Genomic DNA, 17610 nt, shown 5'->3' on the forward strand with positions numbered 1-17610 from the left:
AATTAATACTATCTGTGTTCCACTTTTTTAATAATTAAGTCTATATGATTTCTAAATATCGAAAATTATTTAACGAGCAATTTACTGCAGAAAAATACCAGGCTTTAAAAGAAGACATCGCTTCCGATTTTGATTACACTCCTACTTTCAGATTAGGAGAAACCCCTTTTTTTATTTCCAACGAATTAAAAGAACAACTTATCGAAGGCTGTAATGACGTTATAGCTTTAATTCAACAAGAAAACTTTAAAGAACTTACAGATAAAGCATTAGAATTAAACAAAAAAGTTCCTAATGAAGACAATCACAGTACTTTTATAGCTATTGATTTTGGAATTTGTGAAGAAGACGGAGCAATTATTCCTAAATTAATTGAAGTACAAGGTTTCCCCTCTTTGTTTAATTATCAAATTAATTTATACGAAAAATTCCAAAAGCAATATACTTTTTTAAAGGAGTTGACACCATTTTTAAACGGCCTGACACCGCAGGAATATCTTGAAAATTTGAAAGCTGTTTTTTGCAACAATCATCCCGATGAAAATGTTGTGCTGTTGGAAATAGAACCCGAAAAACAAAACACCACAATTGATTTTTATTATTGCAAAAGAGACCTTGGATTATCCATTGTTTGCGTTACTGAAGTAATCAAAAAAGGGAATCAATTGTTTTATAAAAATGAAAAAGGCGAAGAAATCCAAATAAAACGCATTTACAACAGAGTCATTTTTGACGAACTGAACCTACGCACCGATTTAAAATTGAATTTCAGTTTCTCTGACGAATTAGATGTAGAATGGGCGGGTCATCCCAATTGGTTTTTCCGAATCAGTAAGTTTATTTTGCCTTTGCTAAAAGGAAAATATTTTATTGAAACCACCTTGCTAAGTGAGTTAAAAGAAATTCCTGAAGACTTAGAAAATTATGTTTTAAAACCACTTTTCTCTTTCTCTGGTTCGGGTGTAATTTTTCATGTAAAAAAAGAAGACATCGAAGCTGTTGTGGACAAAGAACTATATATTCTTCAGAAAAAAGTCAATTATTTACCTATTGTACAATCGCCTGACGGAAAAGTGAAAGCCGAAGTGAGAATGCTTTGTACCTGGAAAAAAGAGGATGCGGCTCCTACTCTACTTTGTAATTTAGTGCGTTTGAGCCGTGGTGAAATGATTGGTGTGAAATACAATCAGGACAAAGACTGGGTTGGCGGAACTATTGGTTTATTTGAACGATAAACCAATTGTCAGATTTTTAATTGATATGCTAATTGAATTTTTATGATACTTTTTAAAATCCATTGAATGAAATTACGTTTTGATAATTCAACTTAACAGTCTCATAGTTATTTAATTTCCAATTACATCACTAAGTTTCGTTTCTAATTCTTTCATATTTATTTCGCCCGAATTTTTCCATTTTCCAATTATAATTCCGGCCTTATCAATTAAAACATAATGAGGAATGGCACTTACAAAATAATTAACATCTACAGAATGTTTCTTTTGGGGCAAATCATTGGTACAGATATTTAAATCACTTTCAATGCATACTTGTTTCCAAATATTTGTTTTATGCTTTAATACAGTATTTTTCCATTTTTCTTTATCAGTATCTCTGGAAATACTTATAATTTCAAAATCTTTCTGGCTAAATCGTCCGTATATCTTTTTCAAATATTTCTGATCTACTATGCAGGGAGCGCACCAACTAGCCCAAAAATCTAGTAAAATATACTTTTTACCTCTAAAATCATTTAAGCTCAATTCTTTTCCATTTATATCTATAACGCTAAAATCAGGTGCAACACTTCCTACTTTACTTTGTTTAAAATACTTCAGCTTTTCAGTCATTTTTTTCCCTTCTTCGCTGGCTTTTACTTCTTCTGAGAAATTGTGAAATATTTCTTCATATTTATCATAAAGACCTAATCCTTCCTGAGTTTGTACTTTGTTTAATAGCAATTTTAGACAAGAAAGAGAATTAGGGTGCAACTTAGCAAAATCCAGATCTTTTAGCGCTTCTTCTCTTAAACTCATATCATATATGTCCCATAAATAAGTGAGTTTTTTATTTAGTTTTTCTTTTGCAATGAGATCAGAAGCTTTTTCAATCTCCAAATCACAAACTTTAATAAGAGCACCAACTGAATCTTGTGCTTTTTTCAGGTCCTTATGAAGAGCAATTATTTGTTTTTGGATCACAATTTCTTGCTCCTGAGTTTGACAATTTATGTTTAATGAAACAAAAATTGCTAAAATTAGTGTGAGTTTTTTTATATGCATTTTACTGTTTTTGTAATCTATTTATATTTATTATCTAGCAATTCGTTTTTAAGAAATCCAAATAGTAACTTAAATAAGTTCTTGGAAAATAATTTTTATTTATGAAAAGTATTTAGTAGTCCCTTAAAATTCTTTCGGTCCAAAACCATATGGGATACTTGGGCAAAATTTAAGGAATCTACTTTTCTAAAACTACAACAATATCAACATTCATTGTCCATTGCTTTTTTATATTATTATCCATAAAATCGGGTAAATGGTTCAAAGTCAAATTTATTTTCATATCTACATCTACTCCAAGATGTTTTAGGATAGAGTTCTTTCTTTCCTGAAAACCCCATGTTTGGTCCAATAAAGGCAAATGATTGCTTTGGATTTATATATTTTGCATTTATTAATTCAACACCTTTACAAACACCATTTTCAGGAAAATTTATTTGTAAAGAATCTAAATCAATTTTTAATAAATACGTTTTGTTTTCCAGTTCTATAATGATGTTTTTATTATAAATTTCGGTATCTGGTCTCCCTTTTTTATCGTTATAATTATAAAATTTAATATTATAAGCCGCTAAATAGTCAACCTTGTACTTTTTGTTTACTAAATAACCCTTAGTTTTTTTTAAATCTAAACTTATAGATTTTATTTTACCTTTTTTTTTATATGGATTTTCTATAAAAGTACAATTTTCTGTTCCAAATTGAAATCCCATAATTACTTCATTTTCACGTTTCGTTTTCAAAACCTTTTCCCAAGTATATTCTGTTTTTTTATTCTTAATTATAACCTCCTTTAATTGTTCAATTTTAGGACTTAAATAAAAAACAGTTTCATATATTTTTTGATTATTAAAATCCGACAGAAGTATACTTTTGTTTTTATAGCCAATTGCAGAAATTGATAAATTGTCTTTAGGGTTAGTAATATTTATTTTAAACCTTCCTTGTGTGTCAGAAAAAACACCAAAACGAGTACTGATAAAAGTTATGTTTACACCATCTATAGCCTTATGCGTAATACTATCAAGAATTTGCCCCGACAGAATTTGTGCATCCGAATAGTTAAAAAATAAACTTAGTATTATAATGAGAAATCTTATCATAAAGTTATTTTTAAAAGCATGGAATGATTTAATATTCCATGCTTTTTGATTTTACCGATTCTTACTCAAGAATAAAACATTCTTTTCTAGAAAACTCACTTTCCGCTTTTTAAAATTAATTTTTAATTAGTTCTATTATTCTATTTTCTCTATCCACATTGACAGAATAATTCTGCTTATTTAAAGTTTCTAAAACCAAATTTATTTTTGATTTTTCTATTTTCTTTTTATCAATTATTAACGTTATTGAAGTTGTATCAATCGAATTATAAATTGATTTTAAATCATTATTAGTTTGATAACTGGCATTCAAATTAGTTCCTTTTATATTATTTTTTCTTATTTTTTTATCCGCATTACAAGAATTAAATAAGATCAAAAAGAGGAACCCAAAGATTGTTATTTTTTTCATTTCAATTGAATTTTATAAAATTTGTAAGACCAAAACAATAGCTAAAACAAGTAAGATTTTTTTTAAAAATATACAAAAAAAATCATCTTTTACAAAATTAAAGAAAAAACTTATTTTAAAATTTTATTATTTTTTTATAACTATCGAATTATTTAAAAACTAATTTTATAATTCTCAGGATTTAACTACTAAAAAAACACCCTCAATTCTACAAATTAATCAATATTAATTTGTAGAATTGAGGGTGTTTAATAAAGCTATATAAATTTAGATTTTTTTCAAATTTTATTCAAATGACTTTCTCATTCTAACTTTCTGTCACCTGAACTTGTCGAAGTACTTACTTGTTATTTCAAGAGGTATATTGTAAGCTTAAACTTATATAAAAAATAATTCAAATAGAGTTCTTAATCTTTTCAGTCTAAAACTTATTTTTTCCAGAATTTTTTAAATAAAACAGGACAAACTTTTTCCATTGTTTTAGGATCATCAACATTCCAGTTGAATTCTAACAATGGATAATTTTCATCGGTTGTTTTAAAATTTTCGTAGTCAATATAAGTTTCAGCTTCTTTATTGGTAAGGTTTTTAAAAGCATTATTTGCTACATACCAAAAACCTTCAAAATCATAAGCATGTGGTTCATTCCCAACCAAATTAACTAAGTAATCCGGGTTTTCCTGTGTTTTATAATAGGCTTCTTTACCTCTTGAAATCAACCAACATCTGAAATAATCAAAACCATCATCTGCAACTCCATTACTGATTATATAATTAGCACACCATAAATTAGAAGTATAGGAGTCAAACATGAGTTTGTCAGTTCTCAAACGAAAACCAATTATTTCCTTTGGAGAAAGTTTCTCTAAAGCCGAAGAAAGAAAAAGCTCCTGATCTTCCTGGTTTGTAGTTTCTTTTAATGAGTTTTCAATAATTTTCCAATAACTTTCTTCGTCTAACATTTCACTTGATGGTGCAAAATGAATCGAATCCAGATTGATTTTTGGAGCCGCTTCGATAGAATCAGTACTTGCTTGCAGCGTATCTATGTTGGGCTTAGTATTTTGACCATAATTAATACCAGATAGTACCAGAAAAAAAGACAGGAAGAAGTTATATTGTCTCATGTTTTTAGAATATTCGATTAGACAGTGCTGAATAACTTGATAAAATTAGTCTATTTTATTTTGTAATATTGATTCCGGATACATAAAAATTAGCATCAATAATCAATTTTGGATTTTCCTCAGTATTTACTTCATTTTTCCAAGTTGTTTGGGGTTGTATCCACTTTTCAACACCGTTAATGCTAACTTTTATAGGTATATTAAACCCGGAAACACAATTTGTCCAATGGTAAAAAAACTGATGGTCTTTAAAATAATATTCTAATGTTGGAATCCTAATATCTCTCAAATATTGATTAAAAAACGGATTCAAATCCATTGCTGTTTGTTCACTTAGGTAATCCTCTATTTGTTTTGTAGTCACTGTTTGATGGTAAAAAGTAGTGTTTAAACCTCTCAAAATAGCTCTCCATTTGCTGTCATTATTTACGATTTGGCGCAAAGTATGTAGCATATTTCCACCTTTTGGATACATATCGTCTGAACCTTTGTCGTTTACATCATACTTTCCAATAATTGGAAAATGATTAGCAATACCTTTTCTTGTCCCAATAACATATTCAGATCCGGCTTTTTTGCCATAATAGTATTCCACAAAAAGACTTTCGGCATAATTAGTAAAACTCTCATGAATCCACATATCAGCAATGTCTTTGTAAGTTATATTATTAGCAAACCATTCATGTCCCGATTCGTGAACAATAATAAAATCGAATTTTAGCCCCCAGCCTGTACCGCTCATGTCATGCCCCAAATAACCATTTTGAAAACCATTTCCATAAGTTACAGAACTTTGATGTTCCATACCTAAATAAGGAACTTCAACCAACTTGTAACCGTCTTCATAAAAAGGATAAGGTCCAAACCAGTATTCGAAAGCTTTTAACATTCTGGGAACTTCCTTGAATTGTTTTTTGGCTTTCGCCAAATCGGCTCTCAAGACATAATAACTACAATCTAAAATTCCTTTTTCTCCTTTATACTTTTCTGAAAAAGAAACATAATCACCAATGTTGATATTTACTCCATAATTATTGATAGGATTGGAAACATACCAATTATAAGTTTTGGTACCGTTTTTTTGTTTTTTGACACTAAGCAAACGGCCATTGGAAACATCCATCAAATCTGACGGAACATTTACACTAATGTACATATCGTCCACTTCGTCATACATGTGGTCTTTATTAGGCCACCAGATACTGGCTCCAATTCCCTGACAGGAAGAAGCAATAAATGGCTTTCCATTTTGGTCTTTTTTCCAGGTAATTCCACCGTCCCATGGTGGACTGATGGCTACCCTAGGTTTCCCTTCATAAAAAACAGTTAACTCTTTTATTGTACCGATTTTTTGCGAAGAAAGTAAATCAACAAAATAAGCATTGCCTTCTCTACGGTATTTTAATTCTAATCCGTCCTGGGTAATTTTGCTGATTTCTAAAGGATTTTGCAAATCAATTTGCATTACATTGTATTCCTGTAATACTTTATATTTAATTACATTAAAACCTGTAATTGTGCTATCTAAAGGATTTACTTTTATATCTAGGCGATATTGTTTTAAATCCCACCAAGATCTTTCTTTAGTAATACTTCCACGCAAACTATCCTGTCTATCAAACAAAACTTTTTTTGTATTATAAAATGATTGAGCTTTTATTGGATTCGAAAAAATGAATAAAACAAAAATGATAAATGAAAGAATTCGCATAAATTTTAAGTCTTTGGGTAAACTTTTTTAAAGGAAATAAATTAATAATTTAGTGCAAATTAGTCACTTTATTTTGTTCCACAACCACAGTATAATCGGCAATTAGACGGTCTACATAATTGTTTAGTAATTCCAGAACTCTTTCGCTTTTATCCGATTTTACAATTAATCCCGCATGGTAATCCAGTGGAACCCTAAAACAAACTTCAGGATCTGAGAAAGAAGATAAATCAGGATGTTGAAATTTAGATAAAGTCAAAACAATGCCGGCATATTCTTTTTTTACTTTTGGCAAATTGTATTCTTTTTCGTTGACCAAAGCATCTTCAATTGTAGCCCATTCTTTCCAAAGATTAATATTAGAAGCCGCTTCGACCATTTCGGCAATATGAGCGCCACCTACGCGAGAGGAAGTTTCCAGAAAATAGATTTTTCCGTCTTCTTTGCATTTTATAAATTCTGTATGAGCAGCACCATTTTTTAAACCAAAGCTTTTCAGAACTTGTTCGTTTACTTTTTTGATTTCGGTATCATCTTCTGAGTCATAAGGAATATTCGAACTTCTAAAAACGCCACCACCTTGCGAAATTTCCATTGGCGTAGCCAAATATTTTGAAGTTAGGCTAAATAGAATTTTTCGGTCTACAAGCAAGCTGTCACAATGGTAAACATCGCCAGGTTTAAATTGTTCCAATAAATATTTAAAACGGTTATTACCCATTTCGGTAATGTGAATCCACAAAGTTTCTTTGTCAAAAACCTTAATGATTCCTGAGACAGAAGCTTCTGAACGCGGTTTTAAAACCCAGGGAGGCGAAACAGTATCGGCAAAAGTGTTGATGTCATGGTCATTGAACAAAGAACAAAATACAGGAATAGAGATTCCGCAACTTTTAGCTCTCATGCGCATCGCTAATTTATCCCTAAAATAACGTCCTGTAGTTTGCCCCATTCCGTCAATGCGAAGATTTTCTCTGAGATAAGTCGCTTTTTCAACATCGAAATCATCTAATGCTACTATGCCGTCAATCGTATTCGATTTCATCAAATTGCCAACACCTAATAATAAATGCTCTAAATTCCATTCGGTATCCGAACCTTGCATATAGAAAATTTCGTCTATATACTCATGAGGCCAGGGCTTATCTCTTAGTTTTTCACTAGTTACAAGATAGACCGTATTACCTAGTTTTTTTAACTGAATTAAAAAATCAGTTCCTTTAAAATAATTTGAAATACAAACGAAGCTTTTAGCACTTTCCATAAAGTCATAAATTTTCTATGAATTTAGTTAATAAATGTACACCATAAGCAGTTGCATGTTTACTTTTTGCAAATTCATCATCACCAAAGGCAACTCCGGCAATATCCAGGTGCGCCCAGGCAGCATGTTCCTTAGTGAAAAACTCTAAAAACTTGGCTGCACTGATGGCTCCGGCTACTGGTTTTCCACTGAAATTCTTAACATCGGCAATATCACTTTCGATATCTTTTTTATAATCATTCCATAATGGCAAAGGCCATAAACGTTCTCCAATAGACTCACCCACTTCCTGCATTGTTTTAGAAATAGCTTCGTTATTGGTGAACAAAGCACCACATTCGTATCCAAAAGTAGCTACACTACTTCCTGTAAGCGTGGCAATGTCTACAATATATTCTGGATTGAAATTTTTAATTAAATAGGACAATCCATCGGCTAAAACCAAACGCCCTTCGGCATCGGTATCGATAATTTCAATCGAATTTCCACTATAGCTATGAATGACATCACTAGGTAAAAAAGACTTGCTATCGACTGAATTTTCTGCGCAAGGAACAATCGCAGTCACTTTTATAGGTAATTGTAAATCGGCAATTAATTGCATTGCTCCAAAAACAGCAGCTCCGCCAGCCATATCACATTTCATGTGTACCATTCCTGTCGTTTTGATATTCAATCCTCCTGTATCAAATGTGATTCCTTTACCCACTAAACCAACATGCTTTAAATTAGGAACAGCGTCTTTAGGACTGTAATTCATAATTACAAATTGAGCTTCATTTTCGCTGCCTTTCCCAACAGCTACAAAAGCACCTAAATTTTCTTTTTTGGCAGCTTCTAATCCTAATATTTTGACATCAAAACCAAACTTCTTTCCTTTTTCTTGCGCCCATTGCGCCAAATATTTCGGAGTAACTGTATTGGGAGGTAAATCAACAAGAGCAAAAGTTTCCAGTTGCGCCCGTGCAATTTTTATAGCCTTACTAATTGATTCAGAATAATCTTTGCCAGATAAATGTTTGAGTTCAAACTCCGCATTTAAAAACGGATGTATTTCCTTTTTTTTATAATGCCCTAGATTATAAGTTCCTAAATATAATCCGGAAATAGCAGCTTCTACTTGCTCTTCAGTAAAAACTTCCGGTAAAAATAAAGACACATTATTGCTAAATGTGTCTTTTTCTTTAAATGTAATTTTTCTGAATATTGTTTTTAACGACTTATAATCAATCGTTTTTCCCAGTCCAATAAAAATATAGATTGTATCGTTTTTTTCGACTAAATAATGGGTGTCTTTTTTTCCTGAAAAAACCTTTGGAGCTACTTCCACTCCATCAAATTGGATAGGAGCCAAATTCTTAGCAGCGGTTTCAAAAACGGGAATTAAAACGGTTCCTGAAAAGTTTTCTAAACTATCAATCTTTGTTGTTTTCATTTAATTGTCTTTAGTATTAAAAAAGAGCCATTCTATTGCTTTAGGAAACTCATCACTCCAATAGGTTTCATTATGTTTCCCTAATTTATTGATACTTAAATTAATTTTCATTTTATCATCAACAAATTCGCTTTCCAGTATTCTATTTTTAAAAGTTTCCACATGTTCAATCATGGTTTCACTTTCATCACCTCCTGCATATAAATAGATTTTAGTGTCTCCAAAATCCTTATCATTTTTAATTTTCATTTTAGGGGCAACCCAAAGTGAAGGTGAAAAAATCATCAATTTACCAAAAACTTCGGGATATCTCAAACCAGAAAAAATACTCACTAAAGCCCCCATTGAGCTACCACCGATTCCGGTAAATTCTCTTTCTGTTTTGGTTCTGAAATTACTATCCACATAGGGTTTTAGTGTTTCAACTAAAAATTTAATGTATTTTTTACCCTGTCCTTTTCCTAAAACAGTTTTCCCAACATTGTATTCTCTTACCCGGTCTTCCTCGGCATGTTCAACTGCAATAACGATAATTTTACCTACTTTATACTCTGACATTACCGCTAATTTTTTGTCAATTTCCCAATTGCCATATTCAGCATTTTCATTGAATAAGTTCTGAGCATCCTGCAAATACATTACCGGATAATTTTCGTTAGAAAAATCATAATCATGAGGTAAAAGCGCCCAAACTTTACGTGTAGTATTCAATTGCGGAATTTCAAATTCATCCGAAATCAATTGAATTTGAGGCAAAAAATTAGGTTTAAAAGGCAACCAATTTTTTCTCCAACGAAAAACATGCTCCTTTTGAATACCGGTATGCTTAGAGGTAGAACGATTTTCTGTTCGTTCTTCATTAGCACCAATCTCTACCGCACTCCAGTCTCCTTTAGTAAATTTGTACAATAAGGTTTCCGGATAATCAAAATCATGAGTGAATTTGTAATGATACAATCCGGCACCTACTTTTTCCATTACAAATTCTTTGTCCTGGGTAAGCCAATTATTAAAATTACCGGATATATATACCGGACGTGAATCGTCTTCGTCAGTGGTTAATATAATATGAAGTCCTGTTTTTATTTTGGTAGCCATTAAGTCTTCTGAAAAATGAGTTTGATCAAAAATCATAAGTTGTTTTGTAATGATTAATTTCTTTGGTAAATATAACGGATTGCTTTTTTTTGAAAAAGGAAAAACGAGTCTAGAGATGAATTTTATTCTCTAATAGACTCGTTTTTATATAAATTAACACAAAAAAAGGTTGTTATTTCTGACGACTTTTTAAAACCTTAATAACATCGTCGAGTTTATATCCTTTAGCTTGTAACAAAATCAAATAATGAAATAATAAATCGGCACTTTCACTCAAGAATAAATCATCATTGGTATCTTTAGCTTCAATCACTACTTCTACCGCTTCTTCTCCAACTTTTTGAGCAATTTTATTGATTCCTTTTGCGAAAAGAGAAGCTACATAACTTTGCTCTGAATCGGCATTCTCTCTTCTTGAAAGAATAGTACTTTCTAATTCTGAAATAAAACCATAGCTGCTCTCGTTAGGAGTTTGCCAGCAGGTATCAGTACCGGTGTGACAAGTTGGTCCTACAGGATTGGCTTGCACCAAAAGTGTATCACCATCGCAATCATTTTTAATATCAACTAAGTTTAAAAAATGACCGCTTTCTTCTCCTTTAGTCCAAAGACGTTGCTTAGAACGGCTGAAAAAAGTTACTTTTCCTGTTTCAATTGTTTTTTGATAAGCCTCGTCGTTCATATAGCCTAACATCAAAACATTTTTAGTTTCGCTATCTTGAATAATGGCAGGAATTAATCCGTGTGCACTTTTTGAAAAATCTATTTCCATTTTATTTTAGATTTTAGAATTCAGATTTTAGATTCTGACTTCTATATTATTATTTTTTAATTCGTTTTTCAAAGTTTTGATTTCAATTTCCTTGAAATGAAAAACACTTGCTGCCAATGCTGCATCGGCTTTTCCTTTAGCGAAACTATCTACAAAATGTTGAATGTTTCCGGCTCCACCCGAAGCTATAATTGGAATATTGACTAAACCTGATAATTTAGCCAAAGCTTCATTAGCAAATCCGTTTTTAGTTCCGTCATTATCCATTGAGGTAAAAAGGATTTCTCCTGCTCCTCTCTGTTCTACTTCCTGTGCCCAGTCAAAAAGATTCAATTCTGTAGGTACTTTTCCACCTACTAAATGAACAATCCATTGTCCGTCAATTTGCTTGGCATCAATAGCTACCACCACACATTGGCTTCCAAATTTCTGCGCCAAATCATTAATCAACTGCGGATTTTTTACCGCCGATGAATTAATAGAAACTTTATCCGCACCATTTTGCAACAGCACCTCTACATCTGAAACTGCCGAGATTCCTCCACCTACTGTAAACGGAATATTAATTGTTGCGGCTACTTTTCGAACCAAATCAACCAAAGTTCGTCTTCTTTCCTCAGTTGCCGAAATATCTAAAAACACCAATTCATCCGCACCTTCGTCCGAATAAATTTTAGCTAATTCCACCGGATCTCCTGCATCTCGCAAATCTACGAAATTAACGCCTTTTACAGTACGTCCGTTTTTGATATCGAGGCAAGGAATTATTCTTTTAGTAAGCATTGTTTGTTGTTTATGGTTTTTAGTTTATTGTTTTTACTACAAACAACAAACTATAAACTAATTATATAATTCTCTAACTGTTTCAAAGAAATTCTTCCTTCGTAAATTGCTTTACCAATGATTGTTCCTTCGCAACCAATTTCAGCTAATTTAGGTAATTCATCAAAAGTAGAAATTCCTCCTGAAGCGATTAATTTTAATCCGTTAGCAGCTGCCAAAATCTTAGCATACAAATCAAAACTTGGACCTTCCAGCATACCATCTTTAGCAATATCAGTACAAATTACGTACTCAATTCCTTTGGATTGATAATTTTGGATAAACGGAACTAAATCTTCATTAGAATCTTCTAACCAACCAGAAACTGCAACTTTTTCGTTATTAGCATCAGCTCCTAAAATAATTTTATCAGCACCGTATTCAGCAATCCATTTTTCGAAAATAGCACGGTTTTTTACCGCAATACTTCCTCCTGTAATTTGGTTAGCTCCACTTTCGAAAGCAATTTTCAAATCAGAATCGGCTTTTAATCCACCTCCAAAATCAATTTTCAATTTGGTTTGTGAAGCAATTTGTTCCAATATTTTATAATTGACAATTTTGCTTGATTTGGCTCCGTCTAAATCCACCAAATGCAAATATTCGATTCCGTGTGCTTCAAATTCTTTAGCAACCTCTAGCGGATTTTCGTTGTATATAATTTTGGTATTGTAATCCCCTTTAGATAAGCGAACACATTTTCCGTCGATGATGTCTATGGCTGGTATTATTCTCATTTTTTTGTCATTGCGAGGAACGAAGCAATCTCATTCCACTGATTTTCTAAAATTGAAATTGATTTTTGATATTGTTATTGAAATTTTAAAGTTTCAAGAAATTCCCAAGGATTTGCTCTCCCACATCCCCACTTTTCTCCGGGTGGAATTGCGTTCCGTAAAAATTATCATTCTCTAATGCCGATGAATAAGGTAATTCATAATCGGTAGTAGCAATGGTTTCATCACAAATAGGCGCATAAAAACTATGTACTAAATACATGTATTCTTTTTCAGTGATATCCTTGAACAATTCTGATTTTAGATTGTAAATGGTATTCCAACCCATTTGTGGCACTTTTACTTTTGGGGTGAACTTAATCACATCCACGTCAAAAATACCTAAACCAGTCGTATTTCCTTCTTCAGTATGTTTACACATCAATTGCATACCAAGACAAATTCCTAAAACAGGTTGTGTCAAAGTTGGAATCAAAGTATCCAATCCGCTTTCCTTTAGCATTTTCATGGCATAACTCGCCTCACCCACACCTGGAAAAATTACCTTGTCCGCTGCTTTGATTTCTTCAGGATTATTGGTTAACACAGCAGTAAAACCAAGCCTTTCTATAGCAAATAGAATACTTTGAATGTTTCCTGCTCCGTAATTTATGATAACTATTTTCATTACTTTAAGTTAGAAAACTGAAGTTAGAAATTAGAAGTTTCAAACTTCCCTCTTCTGACTTCCAGCTTTATTTTACAACATTCCTTTCGTTGAAGGCAAAATCATTTTTTCGGTATCGCGTTTTACAGCTACTTTTATCGCTTTCGCAAAAGCTTTAAAGATGGCTTCAATCTTGTGATGCTCATTATCACCTTCTGCTTTGATATTTATGTTAGCTTTCGCTCCATCAGAAAATGATTTAAAGAAGTGGAAAAACATCTCTGTTGGCATTTTACCCACCATTTCGCGTTTGAATTCGGTTTCCCAAATCAACCAGTTTCTTCCACCAAAATCGATAGCCACCTGTGCCAAACAATCGTCCATTGGCAAACAGAAACCGTAACGTTCAATACCTAATTTATTTCCTAAGGCTTTCGCATACACTTCGCCTAAAGCAATTGCAGTATCTTCTATTGTGTGGTGTTCATCAACTTCTAAATCTCCTTTTACTTTGATATCCAGGTCCATTTGTCCGTGACGCGAAATCTGATCTAACATATGGTCGAAGAAAGCGATTCCTGTATCGATATTGCTTTTTCCGGTTCCGTCCAGGTTTAACTTGATGTAAATATCAGTTTCGTGCGTTTTTCTGGTAATCGAAGCCGTACGTTCTTCTAATTTCAAGAACTCATATATTTGTTTCCAATCAGTAGATTGTAGCACTATTGTAGCATCTAATTCTTCTCTTTTAGCACTGATTTCTTCACTTCCTGCACCATCGGTCGTATTCATAAAGATGGCTTTTGCTCCTAGATTTTTAGCCAATTCCACATCGGTAAGTCGGTCACCAAGAACAAATGAGTTTGCCAAATCGTAATTTGGATTGTCAATGTATTTGGTTAACATGCCTGTACGTGGCTTGCGTGTAGGTGCATTATCTTCCGGAAAAGAACGATCGATGAAAATATCGTCAAAAAGCACTCCTTCGTTTTGAAACGCTTTCAGGATAAAATCCTGTGTTGGCCAAAAGGTGTCTTCAGGAAAACTAGCTGTTCCTAAACCGTCCTGATTGGTTACCATTGCTAATTCATAATCCAATTCGTTAGCAATTTTAGCCAAATATTGAAACGCTTTCGGATAAAACTCTAATTTCTCCAAGCTGTCTAATTGGTATCCTTCCGGTTCTAAAACAATCGTTCCATCACGATCTATAAAAAGTACTTTTTTCATTATATTTTCTAAATTATATCTTCTATTTTGATTAAAGACATTTTGTGTCTTCAACTAATATCTCCATTTTCTTTTTAGCAGTATTTTCGGTCACTTCTTCACAATAAATATTATTTATAAAAAGCCCCGTTTCAAAAACAAGTTGTACATAAGTTATTTTTCCTGGTTCTACTACAACTTCAAATTTTTCCGCTTTTTCTTTAGATTTTGTTCCTCCAAATTGTACAGAACATTCATGTTTTCCTACAGGAACTTCATGAATTGAGTATTTTTTATTATTCAATCTACAAACAAATTCTCCATCAATAAAAGCTTTAAATGCAACTGCAGAGCCTTGAAAACCTGTAGATCTCAAAAAATAAATTTTACCAGTTTCTAATGTTTCTTTTTCTTGTGCAGTTGTAAATGAAGTAACTATTATGGTGACTAAAAAAGTAAAAATTATTCTTTTCATTTTATTGTTGTTGTATGTTAATTCAATTCTGTTAATGCAGACATCAACTTCTTATTCTCCTCTTCCGTTCCAATGGTAAAACGCAAGCAGTTTTCACATAAAGGCTGCGTAGTTCTGTTTCTGATTACGATTCCTTTAGCTATTAATTCATCATAACGTTTGTTGGCATCATCCACTTTTACCAGAATAAAATTAGCCTCCGTTGGATAGATTTTCTCAACAAAAGATACTTTGTCCAAAACTTGCAATAAAGCTTCTCTTTGTGCTATAATTGAGGCGATTTCGTTGTCAATTTTTGATTGATCTTTTAATCTTCCCAAAGCTCTTTGTTGTGTCAATTCGTTTACGTTATACGGTGGTTTTATTTTATTCAAAACCGCAATCACTTCAGGCGAACCGTAACAAATCCCTAAACGAATTCCTGCCAGACCATAAGCTTTAGACAAGGTTTGTGTAATGATTAAATTAGGATATTGATCTAATTTGGCTAACCAACTTGCCTTATCTGAAAAGTCAATATAAGCTTCGTCAATTATCACAAAACCATTGAATTTTTCTAATAATGTTGTTACACTTTCTTCGGTAAAGGAATTCCCGGTTGGGTTATTTGGCGAACACAAAAAGATCATTTTAGTGTTTGCTGTCACCGCTTCTAAAATAGCTTCCACTCTTGGTTGGAAACTTTCAGAAAGTAAAATTTCTTTGTGTTCTACATTGTTGATATTCGCCAAAACACCATACATTCCGTAAGTAGGCGGCAACGAAATCACATTGTCTTCTTTTGGTTCACAAAAAGCTCTGAACAACAAATCCAATACTTCATCACTTCCGTTTCCTAACAAAATTTGCTTTGGACTCAATCCTTTATTTTTAGCCAAAACCACTTTTACACTCATTTGTTGTGGGTCTGGATAACGGTTTACTCCGTTCTCATACGGATTTTCATTGGCATCCAAAAATACCATCTGAGCCGTATCAAAATCTTCAAATTCATCTCTCGCCGACGAATACGGTTTTAAAACCTTAACGTTATCACGGACAAGAGTATTTATATCAAAATTTTTCATTTTTTTTATTTCAAAAAGAGTACAGAATAAAGAAAATTGAATATAGACTTGCTAAACAAAATCTCAATTAATATTCTTTCTCTTTTCTATTCTCTATGTTCTATTTTCTATTATACTTTTTCTATCTGAGCTAATCTCAAAGTAACTGCATTTTTGTGCGCTTGCAATCCTTCAGCCTCTGCCATGATTTCAATTGCTTTTCCTATATTTTGAATTCCTGTTTCTGAGATTTTTTGGAAAGTCATTGATTTCATGAAACTATCCAGATTCACACCACTGTAATTCTTGGCATAACCATTCGTCGGCAAGGTATGATTGGTTCCTGAAGCATAATCTCCGGCACTTTCCGGTGTATAATTCCCTATGAAAACCGAACCTGCATTCTGGATTCCATCTACATAAAAATCATTATTGGCAGTACAAACAATAAAGTGTTCCGGCCCGTATTCGTTGATTAAATCCAATGCAATAGCATCATTCTCAATAAAAATCAATTTGGAATTAGCTATGGCTTTTTCGGCAATGGCTTTACGAGGTAATACTTCTAATTGAGATTGAATTTCGTTTTCAACAGCATCCATCATTTCTTTGGAAATTGAAACTAAAATTACCTGACTATCCGTTCCGTGTTCAGCTTGCGATAATAAATCAGAAGCTACAAAAGCAGGAACAGCCGTATCATCAGCCACAACCAATAATTCAGATGGTCCGGCAGGCATGTCAATCGCCACACCAAATTGGGTTGCCAATTGTTTAGCTACAGTCACATATTGGTTTCCAGGTCCAAAAATTTTATATACTTTAGGAATCGCTTGGGTTCCAAAAGTCATTCCTGCAATAGCCTGGATTCCTCCTACTTTGATAATTTTAGTTACTCCACATAAGTTGGCAGCGTACAAAATCGCAGGATTGATATTTCCGTTTTTATCAGGTGGAGAGCATAAAACAATTTCGTTACAACCAGCAATTTTAGCAGGAACAGCCAGCATTAATACTGTAGAGAATAAAGGAGCTGTTCCTCCTGGAATGTATAAACCAACTTTTTGAATTGGTCTTTTTTCCTGCCAGCATTGCACGCCTGGAGCAGTTTCAACTGAAACGCGTGATGTTTTTTGCGCCTGGTGAAACTTTTCTACATTAGCTTTCGCCAAAGCAATTGCTTCTTTCAATTCATTTGGCAAACTCGCAACAGCAGCATCGATTTCGGTAGCCGTTACTTCGATGTTATCAAAACTTACACCATCAAACTGCTTTGTATAGTTGGAAACAGCTACATCTCCGTCTTTTTGAACAGCAGCAAAAATTTCTTTTACCGTTTGTTCTATATCGTTTACCGTTTTAGTTGGTCTTTCTAAAATAGAAGCCCAAGTATCGGGTGTTGGATTATATATCTTATTCATTTTTATTCAATTGAATAAATTCCAATCTGATGAAATTTGGAATTTTGGAT

Annotated in this window: 17 protein-coding genes; 1 reads left to right on the forward strand and 16 read right to left on the reverse strand. The window is 32.7% G+C overall.

The genetic code is table 11. The annotated features are described in order from the left end of the window. Positions 1–44: 44 nt before the first annotated feature. Entirely contained in the window at positions 45–1235 is a 1191-nt protein-coding gene (locus tag EOD40_RS15260; RefSeq protein ID WP_128197000.1) for a hypothetical protein, read from the forward strand. Between the two features lie 111 nt (positions 1236–1346). Here the strand turns inward: EOD40_RS15260 and EOD40_RS15265 are convergent, their stop codons facing one another. The 16 genes from EOD40_RS15265 to hisD all read right to left on the reverse strand — a co-directional run bounded on the left by EOD40_RS15265 (position 1347) and on the right by hisD (position 17560). Beyond that, positions 1347–2282 carry a TlpA family protein disulfide reductase gene (locus tag EOD40_RS15265; protein ID WP_128197002.1) on the reverse strand — a complete coding sequence of 312 codons (936 nt, stop codon included), beginning with the start codon at positions 2280–2282 and terminating at the stop codon, positions 1347–1349. Between the two features lie 236 nt (positions 2283–2518). Beyond that, the gene (locus EOD40_RS15270; protein ID WP_128197004.1) at positions 2519–3385 is read right to left on the reverse strand and encodes a carboxypeptidase-like regulatory domain-containing protein; all 867 of its coding nucleotides are present in this window, start codon (positions 3383–3385) and stop codon (positions 2519–2521) included. Between the two features lie 115 nt (positions 3386–3500). Continuing rightward, complete coding sequence (locus EOD40_RS15275; RefSeq protein ID WP_128197005.1) at positions 3501–3797, reverse strand: hypothetical protein; 297 nt, start codon at positions 3795–3797, stop codon at positions 3501–3503. A 428-nt stretch (positions 3798–4225) separates the two neighbouring features. Beyond that, positions 4226–4924 (reverse strand): DUF4240 domain-containing protein, encoded by a 699-nt coding sequence (locus EOD40_RS15280; protein WP_128197007.1) that lies wholly within the window; start codon positions 4922–4924, stop codon positions 4226–4228. A 55-nt stretch (positions 4925–4979) separates the two neighbouring features. After that, positions 4980–6635, reverse strand: coding sequence for a M1 family metallopeptidase (locus tag EOD40_RS15285; protein WP_128197009.1), 1656 nt, complete (start codon positions 6633–6635; stop codon positions 4980–4982). A 49-nt stretch (positions 6636–6684) separates the two neighbouring features. Further along, complete coding sequence (locus EOD40_RS15290; protein WP_128197010.1) at positions 6685–7899, reverse strand: ATP-grasp domain-containing protein; 1215 nt, start codon at positions 7897–7899, stop codon at positions 6685–6687. Between the two features lie 4 nt (positions 7900–7903). After that, positions 7904–9334 (reverse strand): leucyl aminopeptidase family protein, encoded by a 1431-nt coding sequence (locus EOD40_RS15295; protein ID WP_128197012.1) that lies wholly within the window; start codon positions 9332–9334, stop codon positions 7904–7906. Continuing rightward, positions 9335–10468 (reverse strand): alpha/beta hydrolase, encoded by a 1134-nt coding sequence (locus tag EOD40_RS15300; protein WP_128197013.1) that lies wholly within the window; start codon positions 10466–10468, stop codon positions 9335–9337. A 136-nt stretch (positions 10469–10604) separates the two neighbouring features. Further along, positions 10605–11204 (reverse strand): bifunctional phosphoribosyl-AMP cyclohydrolase/phosphoribosyl-ATP diphosphatase HisIE, encoded by a 600-nt coding sequence (hisIE, locus tag EOD40_RS15305; protein ID WP_128197015.1) that lies wholly within the window; start codon positions 11202–11204, stop codon positions 10605–10607. Positions 11205–11231: 27 nt separating this feature from the next. Then, positions 11232–11987, reverse strand: a complete 756-nt coding sequence (hisF, locus tag EOD40_RS15310) for an imidazole glycerol phosphate synthase subunit HisF (RefSeq protein ID WP_128197017.1) — start codon at positions 11985–11987, stop codon at positions 11232–11234. Between the two features lie 50 nt (positions 11988–12037). Further along, positions 12038–12763, reverse strand: a complete 726-nt coding sequence (hisA, locus tag EOD40_RS15315; protein ID WP_128197018.1) for a 1-(5-phosphoribosyl)-5-[(5-phosphoribosylamino)methylideneamino]imidazole-4-carboxamide isomerase — start codon at positions 12761–12763, stop codon at positions 12038–12040. Positions 12764–12848: 85 nt separating this feature from the next. After that, complete coding sequence (gene hisH / locus EOD40_RS15320) at positions 12849–13430, reverse strand: imidazole glycerol phosphate synthase subunit HisH (protein ID WP_128197020.1); 582 nt, start codon at positions 13428–13430, stop codon at positions 12849–12851. 72 nt (positions 13431–13502) lie between these two features. Further along, positions 13503–14639, reverse strand: coding sequence for a bifunctional histidinol-phosphatase/imidazoleglycerol-phosphate dehydratase HisB (gene hisB / locus EOD40_RS15325; protein WP_128197022.1), 1137 nt, complete (start codon positions 14637–14639; stop codon positions 13503–13505). A 31-nt stretch (positions 14640–14670) separates the two neighbouring features. Next, a complete protein-coding gene (locus EOD40_RS15330; RefSeq protein ID WP_128197025.1) occupies positions 14671–15093 on the reverse strand; it encodes a DUF2846 domain-containing protein in 423 nt (140 codons plus the stop codon). A gap of 17 nt (positions 15094–15110) precedes the next feature. Then, positions 15111–16160 (reverse strand): histidinol-phosphate transaminase, encoded by a 1050-nt coding sequence (gene hisC / locus EOD40_RS15335; protein WP_128197027.1) that lies wholly within the window; start codon positions 16158–16160, stop codon positions 15111–15113. Between the two features lie 110 nt (positions 16161–16270). After that, a complete protein-coding gene (gene hisD, locus EOD40_RS15340; protein ID WP_128197029.1) occupies positions 16271–17560 on the reverse strand; it encodes a histidinol dehydrogenase in 1290 nt (429 codons plus the stop codon). Positions 17561–17610: the final 50 nt, after the last annotated feature.

This window comes from Flavobacterium sufflavum, from assembly GCF_004016525.1.
Taxonomy (GTDB): Bacteria; Bacteroidota; Bacteroidia; order Flavobacteriales; family Flavobacteriaceae; genus Flavobacterium; species Flavobacterium sufflavum.